This is a genomic window from Streptomyces sp. NPDC047981 (assembly GCF_040653315.1).
GTDB lineage: Bacteria > Actinomycetota > Actinomycetes > Streptomycetales > Streptomycetaceae > Streptomyces.
Genome location: NZ_JBEZNQ010000002.1, coordinates 197,106 through 215,251, shown reverse-complemented (window position 1 = coordinate 215,251; position 18,146 = coordinate 197,106). Strand labels below are relative to the sequence as shown.

16 protein-coding genes are annotated in these 18,146 nt (G+C 71.1%); 10 read left to right on the top strand and 6 right to left on the bottom strand.

Annotated features, from left to right (window positions below):
• The 4 genes from AB0E14_RS02795 to AB0E14_RS02780 form a co-directional block, all read left to right on the top strand.
• Positions 1–1,300, top strand: a 1,300-nt coding sequence (locus AB0E14_RS02795; RefSeq protein WP_362410832.1) for an MFS transporter, incomplete at its 5' end; no start/stop codon positions are given.
• 9 nt (positions 1,301–1,309) lie between these two features.
• Positions 1,310–1,819: a MarR family transcriptional regulator gene (locus AB0E14_RS02790; RefSeq protein ID WP_362410829.1), complete on the top strand. Its 510-nt coding sequence runs from the start codon at positions 1,310–1,312 to the stop codon at positions 1,817–1,819.
• 152 nt (positions 1,820–1,971) lie between these two features.
• Positions 1,972–2,304 carry a DUF3817 domain-containing protein gene (locus AB0E14_RS02785; RefSeq protein ID WP_362410826.1) on the top strand — a complete coding sequence of 111 codons (333 nt, stop codon included), beginning with the start codon at positions 1,972–1,974 and terminating at the stop codon, positions 2,302–2,304.
• An 83-nt stretch (positions 2,305–2,387) separates the two neighbouring features.
• Positions 2,388–4,088 carry a methylmalonyl-CoA mutase family protein gene (locus tag AB0E14_RS02780; protein ID WP_362410823.1) on the top strand — a complete coding sequence of 567 codons (1,701 nt, stop codon included), beginning with the start codon at positions 2,388–2,390 and terminating at the stop codon, positions 4,086–4,088.
• 59 nt (positions 4,089–4,147) lie between these two features.
• Here the strand turns inward: AB0E14_RS02780 and AB0E14_RS02775 are convergent, their stop codons facing one another.
• Positions 4,148–4,558 carry a PPOX class F420-dependent oxidoreductase gene (locus tag AB0E14_RS02775; protein WP_362410820.1) on the bottom strand — a complete coding sequence of 137 codons (411 nt, stop codon included), beginning with the start codon at positions 4,556–4,558 and terminating at the stop codon, positions 4,148–4,150.
• A 50-nt stretch (positions 4,559–4,608) separates the two neighbouring features.
• A complete protein-coding gene (locus tag AB0E14_RS02770; protein WP_362410817.1) occupies positions 4,609–5,238 on the bottom strand; it encodes a TetR/AcrR family transcriptional regulator in 630 nt (209 codons plus the stop codon).
• A 255-nt stretch (positions 5,239–5,493) separates the two neighbouring features.
• On the opposite strand from AB0E14_RS02770, the gene AB0E14_RS02765 reads away from it, so the two are divergent.
• The 4 genes from AB0E14_RS02765 to AB0E14_RS02750 all read left to right on the top strand — a co-directional run bounded on the left by AB0E14_RS02765 (position 5,494) and on the right by AB0E14_RS02750 (position 9,772).
• Positions 5,494–6,468: a tetratricopeptide repeat protein gene (locus AB0E14_RS02765; RefSeq protein WP_362410814.1), complete on the top strand. Its 975-nt coding sequence runs from the start codon at positions 5,494–5,496 to the stop codon at positions 6,466–6,468.
• A gap of 585 nt (positions 6,469–7,053) precedes the next feature.
• Positions 7,054–7,704 (top strand): DUF6230 family protein, encoded by a 651-nt coding sequence (locus tag AB0E14_RS02760; protein WP_362410811.1) that lies wholly within the window; start codon positions 7,054–7,056, stop codon positions 7,702–7,704.
• A 138-nt stretch (positions 7,705–7,842) separates the two neighbouring features.
• Positions 7,843–8,490: a DUF6114 domain-containing protein gene (locus AB0E14_RS02755; RefSeq protein WP_362410807.1), complete on the top strand. Its 648-nt coding sequence runs from the start codon at positions 7,843–7,845 to the stop codon at positions 8,488–8,490.
• On the top strand, positions 8,480–9,772 hold the full coding sequence (locus tag AB0E14_RS02750) for a hypothetical protein (protein ID WP_362410804.1): 1,293 nt from the start codon (positions 8,480–8,482) through the stop codon (positions 9,770–9,772). Before AB0E14_RS02755 ends, AB0E14_RS02750 begins: the two co-directional genes overlap by 11 nt.
• Before the next feature lie 98 nt (positions 9,773–9,870).
• On the opposite strand, the gene pyk is transcribed toward AB0E14_RS02750, so the two are convergent.
• The 3 genes from pyk to pta all read right to left on the bottom strand — a co-directional run bounded on the left by pyk (position 9,871) and on the right by pta (position 14,717).
• Complete coding sequence (gene pyk, locus AB0E14_RS02745; protein WP_362410801.1) at positions 9,871–11,298, bottom strand: pyruvate kinase; 1,428 nt, start codon at positions 11,296–11,298, stop codon at positions 9,871–9,873.
• Positions 11,299–11,418: 120 nt separating this feature from the next.
• The gene (locus tag AB0E14_RS02740) at positions 11,419–12,630 is read right to left on the bottom strand and encodes an acetate kinase (protein WP_362410798.1); all 1,212 of its coding nucleotides are present in this window, start codon (positions 12,628–12,630) and stop codon (positions 11,419–11,421) included.
• Positions 12,627–14,717 carry a phosphate acetyltransferase gene (gene pta, locus AB0E14_RS02735; protein WP_362410795.1) on the bottom strand — a complete coding sequence of 697 codons (2,091 nt, stop codon included), beginning with the start codon at positions 14,715–14,717 and terminating at the stop codon, positions 12,627–12,629. Before pta ends, AB0E14_RS02740 begins: the two co-directional genes overlap by 4 nt.
• 257 nt (positions 14,718–14,974) lie before the next feature.
• Between pta and AB0E14_RS02730 the strand changes: the two genes are divergently transcribed.
• Together AB0E14_RS02730 and AB0E14_RS02725 are read left to right on the top strand one after the other, a co-directional pair.
• Positions 14,975–16,000: an ATP-dependent 6-phosphofructokinase gene (locus tag AB0E14_RS02730; protein ID WP_362410792.1), complete on the top strand. Its 1,026-nt coding sequence runs from the start codon at positions 14,975–14,977 to the stop codon at positions 15,998–16,000.
• A gap of 269 nt (positions 16,001–16,269) precedes the next feature.
• Entirely contained in the window at positions 16,270–17,376 is a 1,107-nt protein-coding gene (locus AB0E14_RS02725) for a helix-turn-helix transcriptional regulator (RefSeq protein WP_362410789.1), read from the top strand.
• Between the two features lie 6 nt (positions 17,377–17,382).
• On the opposite strand, the gene AB0E14_RS02720 is transcribed toward AB0E14_RS02725, so the two are convergent.
• Positions 17,383–18,141: a tyrosine-protein phosphatase gene (locus AB0E14_RS02720; protein ID WP_362410786.1), complete on the bottom strand. Its 759-nt coding sequence runs from the start codon at positions 18,139–18,141 to the stop codon at positions 17,383–17,385.
• Positions 18,142–18,146 lie beyond the last annotated feature (5 nt).

The following is an 18,146-nucleotide window of genomic DNA, read 5'->3' as shown; positions in this document are numbered from 1 at the left end:
GCCCGGTCCCGCCGCCCCCGGGCCGGCTCGGGCCGCCGCCGGGGCCGTCGAGCCCGGGGCCGACTCCGCAGCCGAGCCGCGGGTCGCCCGTACCCCCGGCTACCGGGCCGTCTTCGCCGTCGCCGAGTTCCGGGTCGTCTTCGGCGCGCACCTGCTCTCGCTGCTCGGCGTCGTCGTCAGCGAGATCGCGCTCACCGTGCTCGTCTACGAGCTCACCCGCTCGCCGCTGCTCTCCGCGCTCACCTTCGCCCTCGGCTTCCTGCCCTACCTCCTCGGCGGCACCCTCCTCGCCGGTGTCGCCGACCGGTACCCGCCGCGCCGGGTCCTCGTCGTCTGCGACCTGGTGTGCGCGGGGTGCGTCGCGCTCATGGTGCTGCCCGCCACCCCGGTCGCCGGGCTGCTGGTGCTGCGGTGCGTCGTCGCCGCCGTCGCGCCGGTCTTCAACGGGACGCGGATGGCGACCCTCGCCGACATCCTCGGCGAGGGCGACCTCTTCGTCCTCGGCCGCTCCCTCCTGCGGATCGTCTCCCAGAGCGCCCTGCTCACCGGCTTCGCCGTCGGCGGCCTGCTCCTCACCGTCGTCGCCCCGCGCGGCGCGATCGCCATCACCTCGGGCACCTTCCTCGCCTCCGCCCTCCTCCTGCGGCTCGGGACGCGGAGGCGGCCCGCCCGCGGGGCCGGGAAGGCGGAGAAGCGCGGAGGCAACCTCGCGCTCCTGCGCGACCGCCGCGTCCGCGCCCTCATGCTCATGTTCTGGGCGCCGCCCCTCTTCGCCGTAGTCCCCGAGGCACTCGCCGCCCCCTACGCCGACCAGGCCGGCGTCTCCACCGCCGCGCTCGGGCTGCTGATGTGCGCCCTGCCCGTCGGCACGATCGCGGGCGAGCTGTTCGCCGGGTCCGCGCTCGGTCCCGCGACCCGCTCCCGGCTCGTGTACCCGCTCGTGCTCGTCGGGGTCCTGCCGTATCTGCTCTACGTCGTCGAGCCCGGGGCCGCCCTCGCGGGCCTCGCCCTCGCGCTCGCCGGCCTCACCGGGGCGTACACCCTGGGCCTCGACGCCTGGTTCGTCGCCGCCGTCCCCGAGGAGCGGCGGGGGAGGGCCATGACACTGATGACCGCCGGGATGATGACCGCCCAGGGGGTCGGCATTGCCGGCGCCGGGCTCGCCGCCGAGTTCCTCCCCGTCCACCTCGTGGTCGCCGCCACGGGCGTCCTCGGCACGCTCTGCCTCGTCGCGGTCGTGCTCGAAGTGCGGGCGACCGAAGTGCGAGACGGGGCTGACCGGCATGTGACCAGTGGGTAAGGTCGACGCGTGCCGAAGCCGCTCAGTCTCCCCTTCGATCCCATCGCCCGCGCCGACGAACTCTGGCAGAAGCGCTGGGGGCCGGTCCCCTCGATGGCCGCGATCACCTCGATCATGCGCGCCCATCAGATCCTCCTCGCGGAGGTCGACGCCGTCGTCAAGCCGTACGGACTGACCTTCGCGCGCTACGAGGCCCTCGTCCTGCTCACCTTCTCCAAGGCCGGCGAGCTGCCGATGTCGAAGATCGGCGAGCGGCTGATGGTCCACCCGACCTCGGTCACCAACACCGTCGACCGGCTGGTCAAGTCCGGCCTGGTCGACAAGCGGCCCAACCCGAACGACGGGCGCGGCACCCTCGCCTCGATCACCGAGAAGGGCCGCGAGGTGGTCGAGGCGGCCACCCGCGACCTGATGGAGATGGACTTCGGCCTCGGGGTCTACGACGCCGAGGAGTGCGCCGAGATCTTCGCGATGCTCCGCCCGCTGCGGGTCTCCGCCGAGGACTTCGACGAGTCCTGAGCGCCGGGCCTGAGCGCCGGGCCTGAGCGCCGGGCCCGAGCGCGGGGCCCCGGCAGGCCCGTGCACGCGTCCCGAGCGCTCCCGACCGCGTCCCGAGCGCGAGCTCCCACCCGCCCGAAGATCGCCCGGAACGTGCCGTTACGCTCGACGGCATGAAATCCAGCGTGCTGACCCGCTACCGCGTGATGGCGTACATCACCGCCGTCATGCTGCTCGTGCTGTGCACCTGCATGGTCTTCAAGTACGGGTTCGACATGGGCGAGGACGTGACCTTCGCGGTCTCCCAGACCCACGGCGTCCTCTACATCATCTACCTGATCTTCGCCTTCGACCTGGGCTCCAAGGCGAAGTGGCCGTTCGGCAAGCTCCTGTGGGTGCTGCTGTCCGGGACGATCCCCTTCGCCGCCTTCTTCGTCGAGCGCAAGGTCGTCCGCGAGACGCTCCCGCTGGTCAACGGCGCGCAGCCGGCCCCGGCCAAGGCCTGATCCGACAGGAAGCCTGAACCTCCGCACGGATGTGCGGAGGTTTGCCATCGACATTTACTAGGACGTCCTAGTAAATTTGAAGCATGGACGCTGACGCCATCGAAGAGGGCCGCCGCCGCTGGCAGGCCCGGTACGACAAGGCCCGCAAGCGCGACGCCGACTTCACCACGCTCTCCGGCGACACCGTGGAGCCCGTCTACGGCCCCCGGCCCGGCGACACCTACGAGGGCTTCGAGCGCATCGGCTGGCCCGGCGAGTACCCCTTCACCCGGGGTCTGCACCCCACCGGCTACCGCGGCCGGACCTGGACCATCCGGCAGTTCGCCGGCTTCGGCAACGCCGAGCAGACCAACGAGCGGTACAAGATGATCCTGGCCGCCGGCGGCGGCGGGCTCTCGGTCGCCTTCGACATGCCCACCCTCATGGGCCGCGACTCCGACGACCCGCGCTCGCTCGGCGAGGTCGGCCACTGCGGCGTCGCCATCGACTCCGCCGCCGACATGGAGGTCCTCTTCAAGGACATCCCGCTCGGCGACGTCACCACCTCGATGACCATCTCCGGGCCCGCCGTGCCCGTCTTCTGCATGTACCTGGTCGCCGCCGAGCGCCAGGGTGTCGACCCGGGCGTGCTCAACGGCACCCTCCAGACCGACATCTTCAAGGAGTACATCGCGCAGAAGGAGTGGCTCTTCCAGCCCGAGCCGCACCTGCGCCTCATCGGCGACCTGATGGAGCACTGCGCCCAGGGCATCCCCGCCTACAAGCCGCTCTCCGTCTCCGGCTACCACATCCGCGAGGCCGGGGCGACGGCCGCGCAGGAGCTCGCGTACACCCTCGCCGACGGCTTCGGCTACGTGGAGCTGGGTCTGTCGCGCGGGCTCGACGTGGACGTCTTCGCGCCCGGCCTCTCCTTCTTCTTCGACGCGCACCTCGACTTCTTCGAGGAGATCGCCAAGTTCCGCGCCGCCCGCCGGATCTGGGCGCGCTGGATGAAGGAGGTCTACGGAGCCAAGACCGACAAGGCCCAGTGGCTCCGCTTCCACACCCAGACCGCCGGTGTCTCGCTCACCGCGCAGCAGCCGTACAACAACGTCGTACGGACCGCGGTCGAGGCGCTCGCCGCCGTCCTCGGCGGGACGAACTCGCTGCACACCAACGCCCTCGACGAGACCCTCGCCCTCCCCAGCGAGCAGGCCGCCGAGATCGCGCTGCGCACCCAGCAGGTGCTGATGGAGGAGACGGGCGTGGCCAACGTGGCCGACCCGCTCGGCGGCGCCTGGTACGTGGAGCAGCTCACCGACCGCATCGAGGCCGACGCCGAGAAGATCTTCGACCAGATCAAGGAGCGCGGCCGCCGGGCGCACCCGGACGGGCAGCACCCGATCGGTCCGATCACCTCCGGCATCCTGCGCGGTATCGAGGACGGCTGGTTCACCGGCGAGATCGCCGAGTCCGCCTTCCAGTACCAGCAGTCCCTGGAGAAGGGCGACAAGCGGGTCGTCGGCGTCAACGTCCACCACGGCTCGGTCACCGGCGACCTGGAGATCCTCCGGGTCAGCCACGAGGTCGAGTGGGAGCAGGTCCGGGTGCTCGGCGAGCGCAAGGACCGCCGTGACGACGCCAAGGTGAAGGCCGCGCTCGACGCGATGCTGGCGGCGGCCCGTGACGGCTCGAACATGATCGCCCCGATGCTCGACGCGGTCCGCGCCGAGGCCACGCTGGGAGAGATCTGCAACGTGCTCCGCGAGGAGTGGGGCGTCTACACCGAGCCCCCGGGCTTCTAGCCGCGAGGACAGCGCGAAGGGGCGGTACGGGACTTCCGTACCGCCCCTTCGCGTACGCGCTACCGCGTCGCCGTGCCGACCACCTTCGTCGGCGTCACGCGGATGACCACCCGCACCACCTCCGGCGGCAGTTCGAGGTAGTCCTGGCCGGCGCCCGGGCCCTCGTAGTGCTCGTCGAGCGAGACCGCGAGCGCCCGCCCGACGTCCTCCGTGACCGTGGCCGTACCGCGTATCTCGGCGTACAGCTGCGGGTCCTCGCTGTCGTACAGGGTCAGGCTGACCCGGGGGTCGGCCTCGATGTTCCGCACCTTGCGGCGGCCCGCCTGGGAGGAGATCAGGAGTTCGTCGCCGTCCCTGCCCACCCAGACCACCGAGGTCTGCGGGGAGCCGTCGGGATGGACGGTGGCCAGGATCGCTGGGTTGGTGCCGTCCAGAAGTGCGCGCACGGCGCTGTTCAGAGAGATCGTCACGACGCCTCACCCTAGGGGGTGACCCGTCGGCCGGTGCCGGGCCCGCGAGCCTAGGACGCGGCCGCCGCCGCGCCCAGGCCGCCGATCAGCAGGGCCGTGAAGCGCTGCACCCATGCCTCGTCGACCGGTTCCGCGCTCACCAGGGCGCGGTGGACGACGGCCCCCGCGATGACGTCGAAGATCAGGTCGTCGGTGCTGCCGACCGCGCCGGGGTCGCGGTCGTCCGGGAGTTCACCGCGCTCCTGGGCGCGCTGGCGGCCTTCGAGGACCAGCCGCTTCTGCCGGTCGACGATCGAGGTGCGGATGCGTTCGCGCAGCGGCTCGTCCCGGGTGGACTCCGCCACGACCGCCATCAGCGCCGTCTTGGTCTCGGGGCGCTGGAGGAGCGCGGCGAACTGCAGGACCACGTTCTCGATGTCGGCCTTGAGGGAGCCGAGGTCGGGGAGTTCGAGTTCGTCGAAGAGGACCGCGACGGCGTCCACGACCAGCTCGTTCTTGCTCGCCCAGCGTCGGTAGAGGGTGGTCTTGGCGACCCCCGCGCGGCTCGCCACATCGCCCATCGTCAGCTTCGACCAGCCCAGTTCGACCAGCGCGGCCCGGGTCGCGTCGAGGATCGCCGTATCGGCCTCGGCGCTGCGCGGGCGTCCGGTACGGGTGCGGGGGCTGATGCGCTTACACATGGGGATCGACCATACCCGCCGGTAGGTATTGCGCCAGGGGCCCGTGATGTGAGCCAGTTCACCGGGGAACCCTTCCCCCCGGTGGATCGGGACAGTTACGCTACGACCCGTAGCGAAAGGCTGGACCGGCCTTGAGCGACAACCACATGCGCCGGGTGGGGACCCGGGCGCGAAAACGAACGAGAGCCGTGCACCGTGGTGCACGGTTCAGCCATGACGTACCGGTTACGCGCGCGGAAGGGGGAGGATGTACTCATGCAGCCCAGAAACATGTCCATGAGCGGCGTCGTCGACCTCGCCGCGGTGAAGGCGGCCGGTGAGGCCAAGGCGAAGGCGGAGCAGGCGCGCGCCGAGGCCGCCCGGCAGGGTGGCGCGGCGGCCGTCGCCCCCTCTGCCCTGGTGATCGACGTCGACGAGGCCGGCTTCGAGCGCGACGTCCTGCAGCGCTCGGCCGAGGTCCCGGTCGTCATCGACTTCTGGGCCGAGTGGTGCGAGCCGTGCAAGCAGCTCGGCCCCCTCCTGGAGCGCCTGGCCGTCGAGTACAACGGCCGCTTCCTGCTGGCCAAGATCGACGTCGACGCCAACCAGATGCTGATGCAGCAGTTCGGCATCCAGGGAATTCCGGCCGTTTTCGCGGTGGTCGCCGGCCAGGCGCTGCCGCTCTTCCAGGGCGCGGCCCCCGAGGCCCAGATCCGCCAGACCCTGGACCAGCTGATCCAGGTCGGCGAGGAGCGTTTCGGCCTCACCGGTATCGCCGTCGACCCGAACGCCGAGTCCGACGGCGCGGCCGCCCAGGCCCCGGTGCCCGCAGGCCCCTACGACGCCCTGCTCGAAGCGGCCATGTCGGCGCTCGACGCCGGTGATCTGGCCGGCGCCGTCCAGGCGTACAAGAACGTGCTCGCGGACGACCCCGGTCACCCGGAGGCGAAGCTGGGCCTGGCGCAGGCGGAACTTCTCGCCCGCGTCCAGGACATGGACCCGCAGCAGGTGCGGAAGAACGCGGCCGACAACCCGGCCGACTCCGCCGCCCAGATCGCCGCCGCCGATCTCGATCTGGTGGGCGGTCATGTCGAGGACGCCTTCGGCCGGCTCGTGGACGCCGTGCGGCGCACGGCGGGCGAGGAGCGGGACGCGGCGCGGCTGCGGCTGCTTGAGCTCTTCGAGGTGATCGGTCCGGAGGACCCCAGGGTCACGGCGGCCCGACAGGCCCTCGCCCGGGTGCTGTTCTGACCCTTTCCCTCCCCCGGGAGGGCGCGCCGATCCGGCGACATTGCGACATGACGCGGCCGCGCTTTACCAAAACTTGGTAATCGCGGCCGCTGTTACTTGCAGTAAATCGAACCCGTGATTGTGTCCGGGTTTCCGCATACTCTTCCCGCTTTGCCGATGCCGCGGGCTGCACCCTGTGTGGCCACGCGGCATCGCGCTGTCGTGGCGAGGTTATCCGTCCGTTACTAGCGAGTAACGAACCCCCTTGTGCGGGCGCCCGGAATGGACCACGATCGGCGACGCTCGGTCCGATACCGCACCACCCCGGCAACCATCCGGGTCCGCGGCGGAGGGTCCCCACCGAGCGGGCCGACGGCAGTGGCGTCGGCCGTGGACAGGGGGGTTCCTGCTCGTACCGGCAGGGCCTGTCCAAGAGGTTGCGCGCAAGGCGTGGCCAGTGGTTGTCGCTCGGGGGTGATCGCCGGTGAAGTCGGACGCTCCGCGCGCCCGGTGTTCGGCGCTCCTTCCCGAGGACGTAGCACTTCTCCCATCCCAGGACGGGCCCTGGGCCCATCCGGAGATGTACGTCCGAGAAGGAGGATTCTCATGAAGTCCCAGGTTCGTGGCGGGACCAGATGGAAGCGGTTCGCCGTCGTCATGGTGCCGAGTGTGGCCGCGACGGCCGCGATCGGTGTCGGCCTGGCTCAGGGCGCGCTCGCCGCGTCCTTCAGCATCTCCGGCCAGGAGTTCAAGGTGAAGGCCGACAGCCTTGTCGGCAAGGACTTCGTCCAGTACGGCAGCGTGGCCGCCGGTAAGGACCTGCACGGCAAGCCGTTCGCTGAGCCGGTCGGTGTCTCGGGCTTCTCCGAGGCCTGGATCAGCAACATGTGCCAGTCCGTGGTGACGCCGGACGTGCCGTTCATCGGCAACGTCTCGCTGGAGCTGCGCGCCGGCACCGACCCGAAGAAGCCGGTCTACGCGAAGGACATCTACCTCGATGTCTCCTCGCTGAAGGCCGACGCCGAGTTCGGCAACATCGACATCGGTGTGGCCGCGGGTTCGCTCCCGAAGTCCGAGGGCAAGCCGGGCATCCAGCCCGGTACGAAGGCCAACCCGTACGGCTTCTCGCAGCGCGCCGAGACGGCGACGCTGACCAACGTGGAGCAGAAGGCGTGGGCGACCACTGCCGGAACCTTCAAGCTCAGCAACCTGAGCCTGAAGCTGCACAAGGGCACCAAGGAGTGCTTCACCGAGTAGTCACTCGGTGCGGTATCCGGCAGCAATGCCCGGCGGGCGCGGGCCGTCGACTCGTTCCGTACGGCCCCGCCCGTTCCCGGCCTCAAGTCCACTTTCTCCACTTCTCATCGCAACACCGCTTCCAGGGAGCTGTTTTCCATGAGCGCCGAGTCCACTGCTTCCCGCGGAGTCCCGACCGAGAGCGTGCGCCGCTTCCGCGACTGGCGGGGCAACCGTCCCTTCTGGGCCGGACTGTTCACCATGATCGGCGGCGTACCGATCGCCTACTTCCCGTACGCCGACCTGCGACTCGGCAACATGACGATCGCGATGGCGACCACGGGCGGCGCCGGAGCCCTGATCATCGGCGTGCTTCTGGTGACGCTCGGTCTGACGATGTGGTTCCAGCCCATCGTCCGGGTGTTCGCGGGCGTCGCGGCGATCGTCCTGGCACTCGTCTCCATCCCGGTCTCCAACCTCGGCGGCTTCTTCATGGGCTTCCTGCTCGCCCTGGTCGGCGGCGGACTCTCCGTGGCGTGGGCCCCGGGCAAGCCGGTGGAGGAGGAGACCGCGCAGCCGTCGGCCGAGCCGGCCGGCGAGCGTACGGAGGCCGGAGCGGACGAGCACGAGCACGACGGTCAGCAGCACGGCACCGAGGCGACGGAGACGACCGGCACGGTCGACTTCGGCAAGGCCCCGGTCCCGGAGCAGCGCGCCGGTGAGGAGCCGGACCCGCAGGCGGGTCCCGGTGCGCAGGCGACCGAATCGACGATCGACGCCAACGGCGGGAGGAACAGTGCGGGGTGACGACACACAGTCGGCGCAGTCGGCGGCGGCTGCGGACGGCGCCACTCTGGCTCGCAGCGGTCCGCGGCACGCGGCTCCGCGCAAGTCGCTGCTGAACAAGATCCAGGGACCCGCGGGCAAGGCCATGGCCCTGGCCGCCATGCCGACCGCGGTACTGATGGGCATGGGTATGGCGCCCAGGCTCGCCGTCGCCGACGAGAAGGACATCCCCTTCGCGCCCGGCCCGTGCGTGACCCGCTCCGACGAGCCGGTGACCGAGGAGCCGACGAAGCCCGCCGAGACGCCCAAGCCCACGGCGAGCGCGAGCGCGAGCGAGTCGCCCGAGCCGGAGACCGGCGAGGGCGGCGAGGGCGACGCGTCCCCGAAGCCGACCGCCACTCCGTCGGCGACGGCCACCACGGAGCAGCAGGCCACGCAGGAGAAGTCGCCCGCGCCGACGCCCACTCCCACCGCGACGACGAGCGTCAACCCGCTCGACCCGCTGGGCCTCGGTGACAAGATCAAGGACTTCTTCGACGGTCCGAACCCCACGCCGACGGCCACCCCGACGCCCTCCGCCACGGCCACCAAGCCGGCGAAGCCCGCGCCGACGGCCACCACGGCCCCGACCAAGCCCTCGACGACCGAACCCGACGCGGGCAAGGCCGACTCCACCGACGGCCCGGTCGACAAGACCAAGGCCGCCATCGAGAAGGCCGCCGAGGAGGCCGGTCAGAAGGTCGAGGAGCTGCCGGAGGACGCCAAGGGTCTCGACGCCAAGAAGGACGAGGCGATACCCGACGGCGCCAAGCCGCGCTTCCCCTGCCCTGAGCCCGACCCCAAGGCGCTCGCGGCGGCCGAACTGGAGCCGGGGATCCCGCTCCTGCCGGACGAGCCGTGGAAGCTGGAGAGCAGCCTGCTCACGCTGAAGGGGCTGAAGTACCACGGCATCGTCGAGGTCAAGACCGGCAGCGGCAAGGTCAAGAAGGCGCTGAAGTTCACCGCGAGCGAGGTCGACATCAAGGACCTGCACCAGCTCACGGTGCACGAGCCGGGCTACACGGGCCACGTCCGGTCCGACAAGGGCTCGACGTCGACGATCCGCAACGGCACGGTGACCATGTACACGGAGCAGCTGAAGGGCAACCTCTTCGGCCTGATCCCGATCACCTTCAACCCGCAGACCCCGCCGCCGCTCGACGTCCCGTTCGCCTTCTTCACGAACGTGGAGGTCATCCAGGCGGGCCAGTTCGGCGGCACCCTCAAGGTCCCCGGCCTGCGCAACACGGTCGAGCCCAGCTGACCCGCACCACCCCCAGCCCATCCGGGAGCCGCACATGACGAGGCCCCCGTCCGGTCGTCCGGACGGGGGCCCTCGTCGTGTCGTGTGCCGCGGGGGCGTCAGGCCTTGTCGCCGCCGAGGTGGTGGACCCGGACCATGTTCGTGGTGCCCGGGACGCCGGGGGGCGAGCCGGCCGTGATGACCATGGTGTCGCCCGAACCGTAGCGCTGGAGCTTCAGCAGCTCCGCGTCGACGATGTCGACCATCGCGTCCGTGGTCTCCACGAACGGGACGAGGAAGGACTCCACGCCCCAGCTCAGGGTGAGCTGGTTGCGGGTGGACTCGTCCGTGGTGAAGGCGAGGATGGGCTGGATCGTCCGGTAGCGGGACAGACGGCGCGCGGTGTCGCCGGACTGGGTGAAGGCGATCAGTGCCTTGCCGCCCAGGAAGTCCGCGATCTCGCAGGCCGCGCGGGCCACGGAACCGCCCTGCGTACGCGGCTTCTTGCCGGGCACGAGCGGCTGCAGGCCCTTGGCGAGCAGCTCCTCCTCGGCCGCCGCGACGATCTTCGACATCGTCTTGACGGTCTCGATCGGGTAGGCGCCCACGGAGGACTCCGCGGAGAGCATGACCGCGTCCGCGCCGTCCAGGATCGCGTTGGCCACGTCGGAGGCCTCGGCGCGGGTGGGGCGCGAGTTGGTGATCATCGACTCCATCATCTGGGTGGCGACGATGACCGGCTTGGCGTTGCGGCGGCACATCTCCACGAGGCGCTTCTGCACCATCGGGACCTTCTCCAGCGGGTACTCCACCGCGAGGTCGCCACGGGCGACCATGACGGCGTCGAACGCGGCGACCACGTCGGCCATGTTCTCGACCGCCTGCGGCTTCTCCACCTTGGCGATGACCGGGACCCGGCGGCCCTCCTCGTCCATCACCTTGTGGACGTCCTTGACGTCGTCGGCGTTGCGGACGAAGGAGAGGGCGACCATGTCGCAGCCCATCCGGAGGGCGAACCGCAGGTCCTCGACGTCCTTCTCGGACAGGGCCGGGACGTTGACCGCGGCGCCGGGCAGGTTGATGCCCTTGTGGTCGGAGATGACACCGCCCTCGATGACGACGGTCTTCACCCGCGGGCCCTCGACCTCCACGACCCGCAGCTCGACGTTGCCGTCGTTGATGAGGACCTGGTCGCCCTTGGAGACGTCACCCGGCAGGCCCTTGTAGGTGGTGCCGCAGATGGACTTGTCGCCCGGGACGTCGTCGGTGGTGATGGTGAACTCGTCACCGCGCACCAGCTCGACGGGACCCTCCGCGAAGGTCTCCAGACGGATCTTGGGGCCCTGGAGGTCGGCGAGCACGCCCACGGCGCGGCCGGTGTCCGCCACCGCCCTGCGGAGACGGTCGTACCGCTCCTGGTGCTCTGCCTGGGTCCCGTGGCTCATGTTGAATCGGGCCACGTTCATACCGGCCTCGATGAGCGCTTTCAGCTGCTCGTACGAGTCGACGGCGGGGCCCAGCGTGCAGACGATTTTGGAACGGCGCATGAGGCGGATCCTATCGGTTTGTTTCACTGCGGAATATTCCGTCTGGTGGAAAGTACAAATGGGCGCGGGGTCGCTCAGGCGTTCACTTCCGGAGCGCCCGACGACGGCCCGTGAGGACCCCTACCGGGCCACCAGGTCGTAGCTCTGGCGCGCGATCTCCAACTCCTCGTCCGTCGGCACCACGGCGACCGCCACCCGCGCGTACTCCGGCGAGATGATCCGGGCCTCGTCGGACCGTACGGCGTTGAGGTCGGCGTCCACCGCCAGGCCCAGCTCCTCCAGGCCCGCGATCGCAGCTTCCCGCACCGGGGCCGCGTTCTCGCCGACACCCGCCGTGAACGCGATCGCGTCCACCCGCCCGAGTACCGCGTAGTACGCCCCGATGTACTTCTTCAGCCGGTGGATGTAGACGTCGAAGGCGAGCGCCGCCCGTTCGTCGCCCTCGTCGATCCGGCGCCGGATCTCCCGCATGTCGTTGTCGCCGCAGAGCCCGACGAGCCCCGACCTCTTGTTCAGGAGCGTGTCGATCTCGTCCGCCGACATCCCCGCCACCCGCTTCAGATGGAAGGTCACCGCCGGGTCGACGTCGCCCGAGCGGGTGCCCATGACCAGGCCCTCCAGCGGGGTCAACCCCATCGAGGTGTCCACGCACCGTCCGCCCCGGACGGCGGAGGCGGAGGCTCCGTTGCCCAGGTGCAGCACGATCACGTTCACCTCCGCCGGCTCCTTGCCGAGCAGCTTCGCCGTCTCGCGCGACACATAGGCGTGCGAGGTGCCGTGGAAGCCGTACCGCCGGATGCGGTGCGCGTCCGCCGTCTCCACGTCGATCGCGTACCGGGCCGCCGACTCCGGCATCGTCGTGTGGAACGCGGTGTCGAAGACCGCGACCTGCGGCAGGTCGGGGCGGAGCGCCATCGCCGTACGGATCCCGGTGAGGTTCGCCGGGTTGTGCAGCGGCGCGACCGGCACGAGCCGCTCGATCTCGGCGAGCACCTCCTCGTCGATCACGGTCGGCGCGGTGAACCGCAGCCCGCCGTGCACCACCCGGTGGCCGATGGCGGCCAGTTCGGGGGAGTCCAGGCCGAGGCCGTCCGCCGTCAGCTCCTCGGCCACTGCCTTCAGGGCCGCCGCGTGGTCGGGGATCGGCCCCGTCCGCTCGCGCTTCTCACCGCCGCCGCCCTGGAGCGGGGTGTGGACGAGCCGGGAGGTCTCCTCGCCGATGCGCTCGACCAGGCCGACCGCGAGCCGGGTGTGCTCCTTCATGTCGAGGAGCTGGTACTTCACGGACGAGGAACCGGAGTTGAGGACGAGGACACGCGTGGGGGAGGTCATGCCGTGGGCTCCTGGGGGACCTGGGACTGGATCGCCGTGATGGCGACCGTGTTGACGATGTCGCTGACGAGCGCGCCGCGCGAGAGGTCGTTCACCGGCTTGCGTAGACCCTGCAGGACCGGGCCGACCGCCACGGCGCCGGCCGAACGCTGCACGGCCTTGTAGGTGTTGTTGCCGGTGTTGAGGTCGGGGAAGATCAGCACGGTCGCCTGGCCCGCCACCTCCGAACCCGGCAGCTTGGTCGCGGCGACCGACGGCTCGACGGCCGCGTCGTACTGGATGGGCCCCTCGATCCGCAGCTCCGGGTGGGACTCCCGGACCAGCTTCGTCGCCTCGCGGACCTTGTCGACGTCCGCGCCCGAGCCCGAGGTGCCGGTGGAGTACGAGAGCATCGCGATCCGCGGCTCGACGCCGAAGCGGGCCGCGGTGGCCGCCGACTGCACGGCGATGTCCGCGAGCTGCGCCGCGTCCGGGTCCGGGTTCACCGCGCAGTCGCCGTAGACGAGCACCTTGTCGGCGAGGCACATGAAGAAGACGGACGAGACGATCGAGGCCTCCGGCTTGGTCTTGATGATCTCGAAGGCGGGGCGGATCGTCGCGGCCGTGGAGTGCACCGAGCCGGAGACCATGCCGTCCGCGAGCCCCTCCTCGACCATGAGCGTGCCGAAGTAGTTGACGTCCGAGACGACGTCGTACGCCAGCTCCACCGTCACGCCCTTGTGGGCGCGCAGCTGCGCGTACTTCGTGGCGAAGCCGTCGCGCAGCTCGGAGGTCTGCGGGTCGATCAGCTGGGTGGCCGGCGAGGACAGGTCGATGCCGAGGTCCGCCGCCTTCTTGCGGATGACCTCGACGTCGCCGAGCAGGGTCAGGTCGCAGACGTCGCGCCGCAGCAGCACGTCGGCCGCGCGCAGCACCCGCTCCTCGGTGCCCTCGGGGAGGACCACCCGGCGGCGGTCGGCGCGGGCCTGCTCCAGGAGTTCGTGCTCGAACATCATCGGCGTCACCCGGCCGCTGCGGGCCAGCGAGATCCGCTTCAGCAGATCGGCGGTGTCCACGTGCCGCTCGAAGAGCCCGAGCGCCGTCTCCGCCTTGCGGGGCGTGGCCGCGTTCAACTTGCCTTCGAGCGAGAAGAGTTCGGCGGCCGTCGGGAAGCTGTTGCCGGGGACGGAGATGACCGGCGTGCCGGGCGCGAGCCGGGCCGCCAGGGTCAGGATCTCCGCACTGGGCCTCTCGTTCAGGGTGAGCAGCACGCCGGCGATCGGCGGGGTGCCGGCCGAGTGCGCCGCGAGCGCGCCCACGACGAGGTCGGCGCGGTCCCCGGGGGTGACCACCAGGCAGCCGGGGGTCAGCGCGTTCAGGAAGTTCGGCAGCATCGCGCCGCCGAAGACGAAGTCGAGCGCGTCGCGCGCCAGACCCGCGTCGTCACCGAGGACCACCGAGGCGCCCAGGTGATGGGTGATCTGGGCGACCGTGGGCGCCGCGAGCGCCGGCTCGTCGGGGAGCACGTAGCAGGGCACGGGGACCCGGGCGCCGAGCCGTTCGGCGATGGCCGCCCGGTCCTCGCCCGCCGCCCGGTTCACGACCATCGCGAGGACGTCGCAGCCGAGCCCGTCGTACGCCCGGAAGGCGTTGCGGGCCTCGGCCCGTACGGATTCGGCGGTCTGGTTCTTGCCGCCGACCACGGGTATCACCGAGGCGCCGAACTCGTTGGCCAGGCGCGCGTTGAGCGCCAGCTCGTCGGGGAGCTGGGTGGCGGCGAAGTCCGTACCGAGGACGAGGACGACCTCGTAGTCGCGGGCCACCGCGAGGAAGCGGTCGACGAGCCGGGAGACCAGCTCGTCGGTGCCCTGCTCGGCCTGGAGCGCCGAGGCCTCGTGGTAGTCCATGCCGTAGACCGTCGACGCGTCCTGGGTGAGGCGGTAACGCGCCCGCAGAAGATCGAACAGGCGGTCGGGCCCGTCGTGGACCAGCGGCCGGAACACCCCCACCCGGTCCACCTGGCGGGTCAGGAGCTCCATGACTCCCAGCTCGACCACCTGCCGGCCGTCTCCGCGGTCGATCCCGGTCACGTACACGCTGCGCGTCACGCCGTGGCTCCTGTCCAGTCCTGTCCGCCCGGTCTCGTCAACCGAGTGTGTTCAAAAAACCCCGTGAGGGTGGCGATACCCCCTTGACAATACCTCTGGGGGTGACTAGGACGCAGGGCGGCCGAACGGCCTGGAAAACGGGACGAAAGGCCTCAGAAGTCCGGCGCGCGGAGTAGCCGGGAGCGCGGGTGTCTCGCCGGGCGTGTGAGAATCGACAGAGCTCACATGTACCACTACCGAGCAGGAGACACAGCACGATGCGCATCGGAGTTCTCACCGCAGGCGGCGACTGTCCTGGCCTGAACGCAGTGATCCGGTCGGTCGTGCACCGCGCGCTCACCGGCCACGACGACGAAGTCATCGGCTTCGAGGACGGGTTCAAGGGTCTCCTCGACGGACATGTCCGCCCGCTCGACCTCAACGCGGTCAGCGGCATCCTCGCCCGCGGCGGCACCATCCTCGGCTCCGCCCGCCTGGAGCGCAACCGCTTGGCCGAAGCCGCCGAGTCCGCACCGGAGTTGGCGAAGAATTACGGCATCGACGTCCTCATCCCGATCGGCGGCGAGGGCACCCTGACCGCCGCCCGGATGCTCTCCGACGCCGGTATGCCCGTGGTCGGCGTACCGAAGACGATCGACAACGACATCTCCTCCACCGACCGCACCTTCGGCTTCGACACCGCCGTGGGCGTCGCGACGGAGGCCATAGACCGTCTGAAGACCACCGCCGAGTCCCACCAGCGCGTGATGGTCGTCGAGGTGATGGGCCGGCACGCCGGGTGGATCGCGCTGGAGTCCGGCATGGCCGGCGGTGCCCACGGCATCTGCCTGCCCGAGCGGCCCTTCCAGGTCGACGACCTGGTCAAGATGGTCGAGGAGCGCTTCGCGCGCGGCAAGAAGTTCGCCGTCGTCTGCGTCGCCGAGGGCGCGCACCCCGCCGAGGGCTCCATGGAGTACCAGAAGGGCGAGATCGACCAGTACGGTCACGAGCGCTTCCAGGGCATCGGCAACCGGCTCGCGGTCGAACTGGAGCGGCGCCTCGGCAAGGAGGCCCGGCCCGTCATCCTCGGTCACGTCCAGCGCGGCGGCACGCCGACCGCGTACGACCGGGTGCTCGCGACCCGCTTCGGCTGGCACGCCGTGGAGGCAGCGCACCGGGGCGAGTTCGGCCGGATGACGGCGCTGCGCGGCACGGACGTCGTGATGGTGCCGCTGGCCGAGGCCGTGACGCAGCTGAAGACCGTGCCGGAGAGCCGTATGTCCGAGGCCGAGTCGGTCTTCTGACCCGGCCGTCCGGGACCAAGGTCCCGAAGAGGTCCCGAGTTCCGGTGAAGGGCCCCGATCGTCCCCCCGTGGACGATCGGGGCCCTTCGCGTTCCCCCGTGATTCCCCCGTGGGGTCCCCCGGTTCCCCCGTGGGTTTCCCCCGTGGCGTTTCCGGCCCCTGACCGGAATTGCCGATTTCCACTCTTGAGTTGAACAGGCGGATCAACAAGGCTTGGGGCTGTCCCGGACATGTCCCAACCCGGTCCGGGGGAGGGGCGGGGAGTGCGCATGACCGAGGGAACGGCCGGCGGGGGCGGCGCACCCGACCCGCGCGAGGCCACCGACGCCCCGTCGTTCATCGCCCTGTTGCAGCAGCTCAAGGACTGGTCCGGGCTGACCTACCGCGAGCTGTCCGCCCGCGCGGAGGCGCTCGGCGAGGTCCTGCCCCGCTCGACCGTGGCGAACATGCTCGCCCGCTCGACCGTCCCCCGCGAGGAGCTGCTCGCGACCTTCGCGCGCGCCTGTGGCGTGGCCCCCGGGGAGCTGGAGACCTGGCAGAGCGTCCGCAAGGAACTGGCGGTACGGGGGGTGTACGCGGGGACGGTGGCGGTGGAACCGCGCGCGGAGGACGACGGCGCGGCGGACGAAGGCGCGGCGGATCCGATTGCGGAGGGCGAAGGCGCGGTGGGCGCGTGCACATCCTGGCCGAGGCCCGAGGAGACCGCACACGCGGCCGGACCCGGCTCCGCCACCGGTGCCGGGATCGGCTCCGGTGCCGGGACGGGCGCGGGACCCGACGAAGAGTCCTCCGGCCCCCCGTCCCGGCTCCGGCGCGGGTTCGTCGCGGTCGTCGCCGTCGCCGGGCTCGTCCTCGCCGCCGTCAGCCTGGTCGGCGCCCTCGTGACCGACGGGAGCGGCGACCGGCCGAAGACCGTCACCGCGCCCGCCGAGGGCGACGTGCAGATCCGGGTGATCGGCTCCGACCTCTGTCTGAACGAGCGGCGCGGCGGCCGCAGCGGCCAGATCCACCAGCGCCCCTGCGCGGGCGCCGACGTTCCCCGCTATGCGCTCAAGGACCTCGGCGCGGGCGAGTGGCGAATCGTTTCCGACCACCCGGACTACGGCCCCGGCTGCTCCGGCATCCCCTCCGGCGGCCGGATCGCGGACGCCGCGTTCGAGGACTCCGAGTGCGGGAACACGAGCCGGGTCGAAACGTTCCGCCTGGAACCCTTCGGCGGCCCGGTCACCGGCTACCGCATCGTCCCCGCAGGCTCGGCGACCCCGGACGCCTGCGTGACCGTCGTCGGCGACCGGGCCGCCGAGTGGGCGAAGCTGGCCCAGGCGCCCTGCCGTGCCGACGCCGCCGGCCAGCTCTTCAGCTTCGACCGCCGCTAGACACTCCTAGGACCGGTCCGGGAGCGGTGCCGGCTCCACGAGCCGCTCGCGCAGCGCCTCGACCACGGCCGGGTCGAGACCGACGTGACCGGTGACGTACCCGTACACCGACCCGTAGGTGGCGCGCAGGTCCGCGAGGACGAGCCGCATGATCTCCGCCGGTGCGCGGCCGTAGCCCGGCCAGCGCAGCTCGCGCCCCGGGTGGGCGGCGTGCCAGTCGGCGACCAGACGCGCGGTGGCCAGCTCGGTCAGGGCGAAGTCGTCGAGGATCTGCTCGTCGGGGACGTCGAGCAGCCCGAGCAGCAGCGCGGCGAGCAGACCCGTACGGTCCTTCCCTGAGGCGCAGTGGAAGACCAGCGGACCGTCCGCCGCCGCGACGACCTCCAGGGCCTCGCGCAGTTCGGCCGCGCCGTCGGCCGCGACCTCGGCGAAGCGGTCGGCGAGGTAGCGCCACGGGTCGACGTCGGGATCGATCTCCGCCTGGTCGTACGGGCGGTGCTCGATGCTCAGGTTGTGCCAGGCGATCCCGTGGGTCTCCGGGGTCTCCGGGAGCCGGCCCTTGGCCTCGATCTCCCACGGGTAGCGCAGGTCGATCACGGTCTGCACGCCCAGCGCGCCGAAGCCGCCCAGGTCGGGGCCGCGCAGCTTGGCCAGGGAGTCGGCGCGGTAGAGGAGCTGCCAGCGGACCGTGCCGCCGTCGGCGGTCCGATAGCCGCCCAGGTCACGGAAGTTGTGGAGATGCTCGAAGGGTACGTGTCGTCTCACGCCAC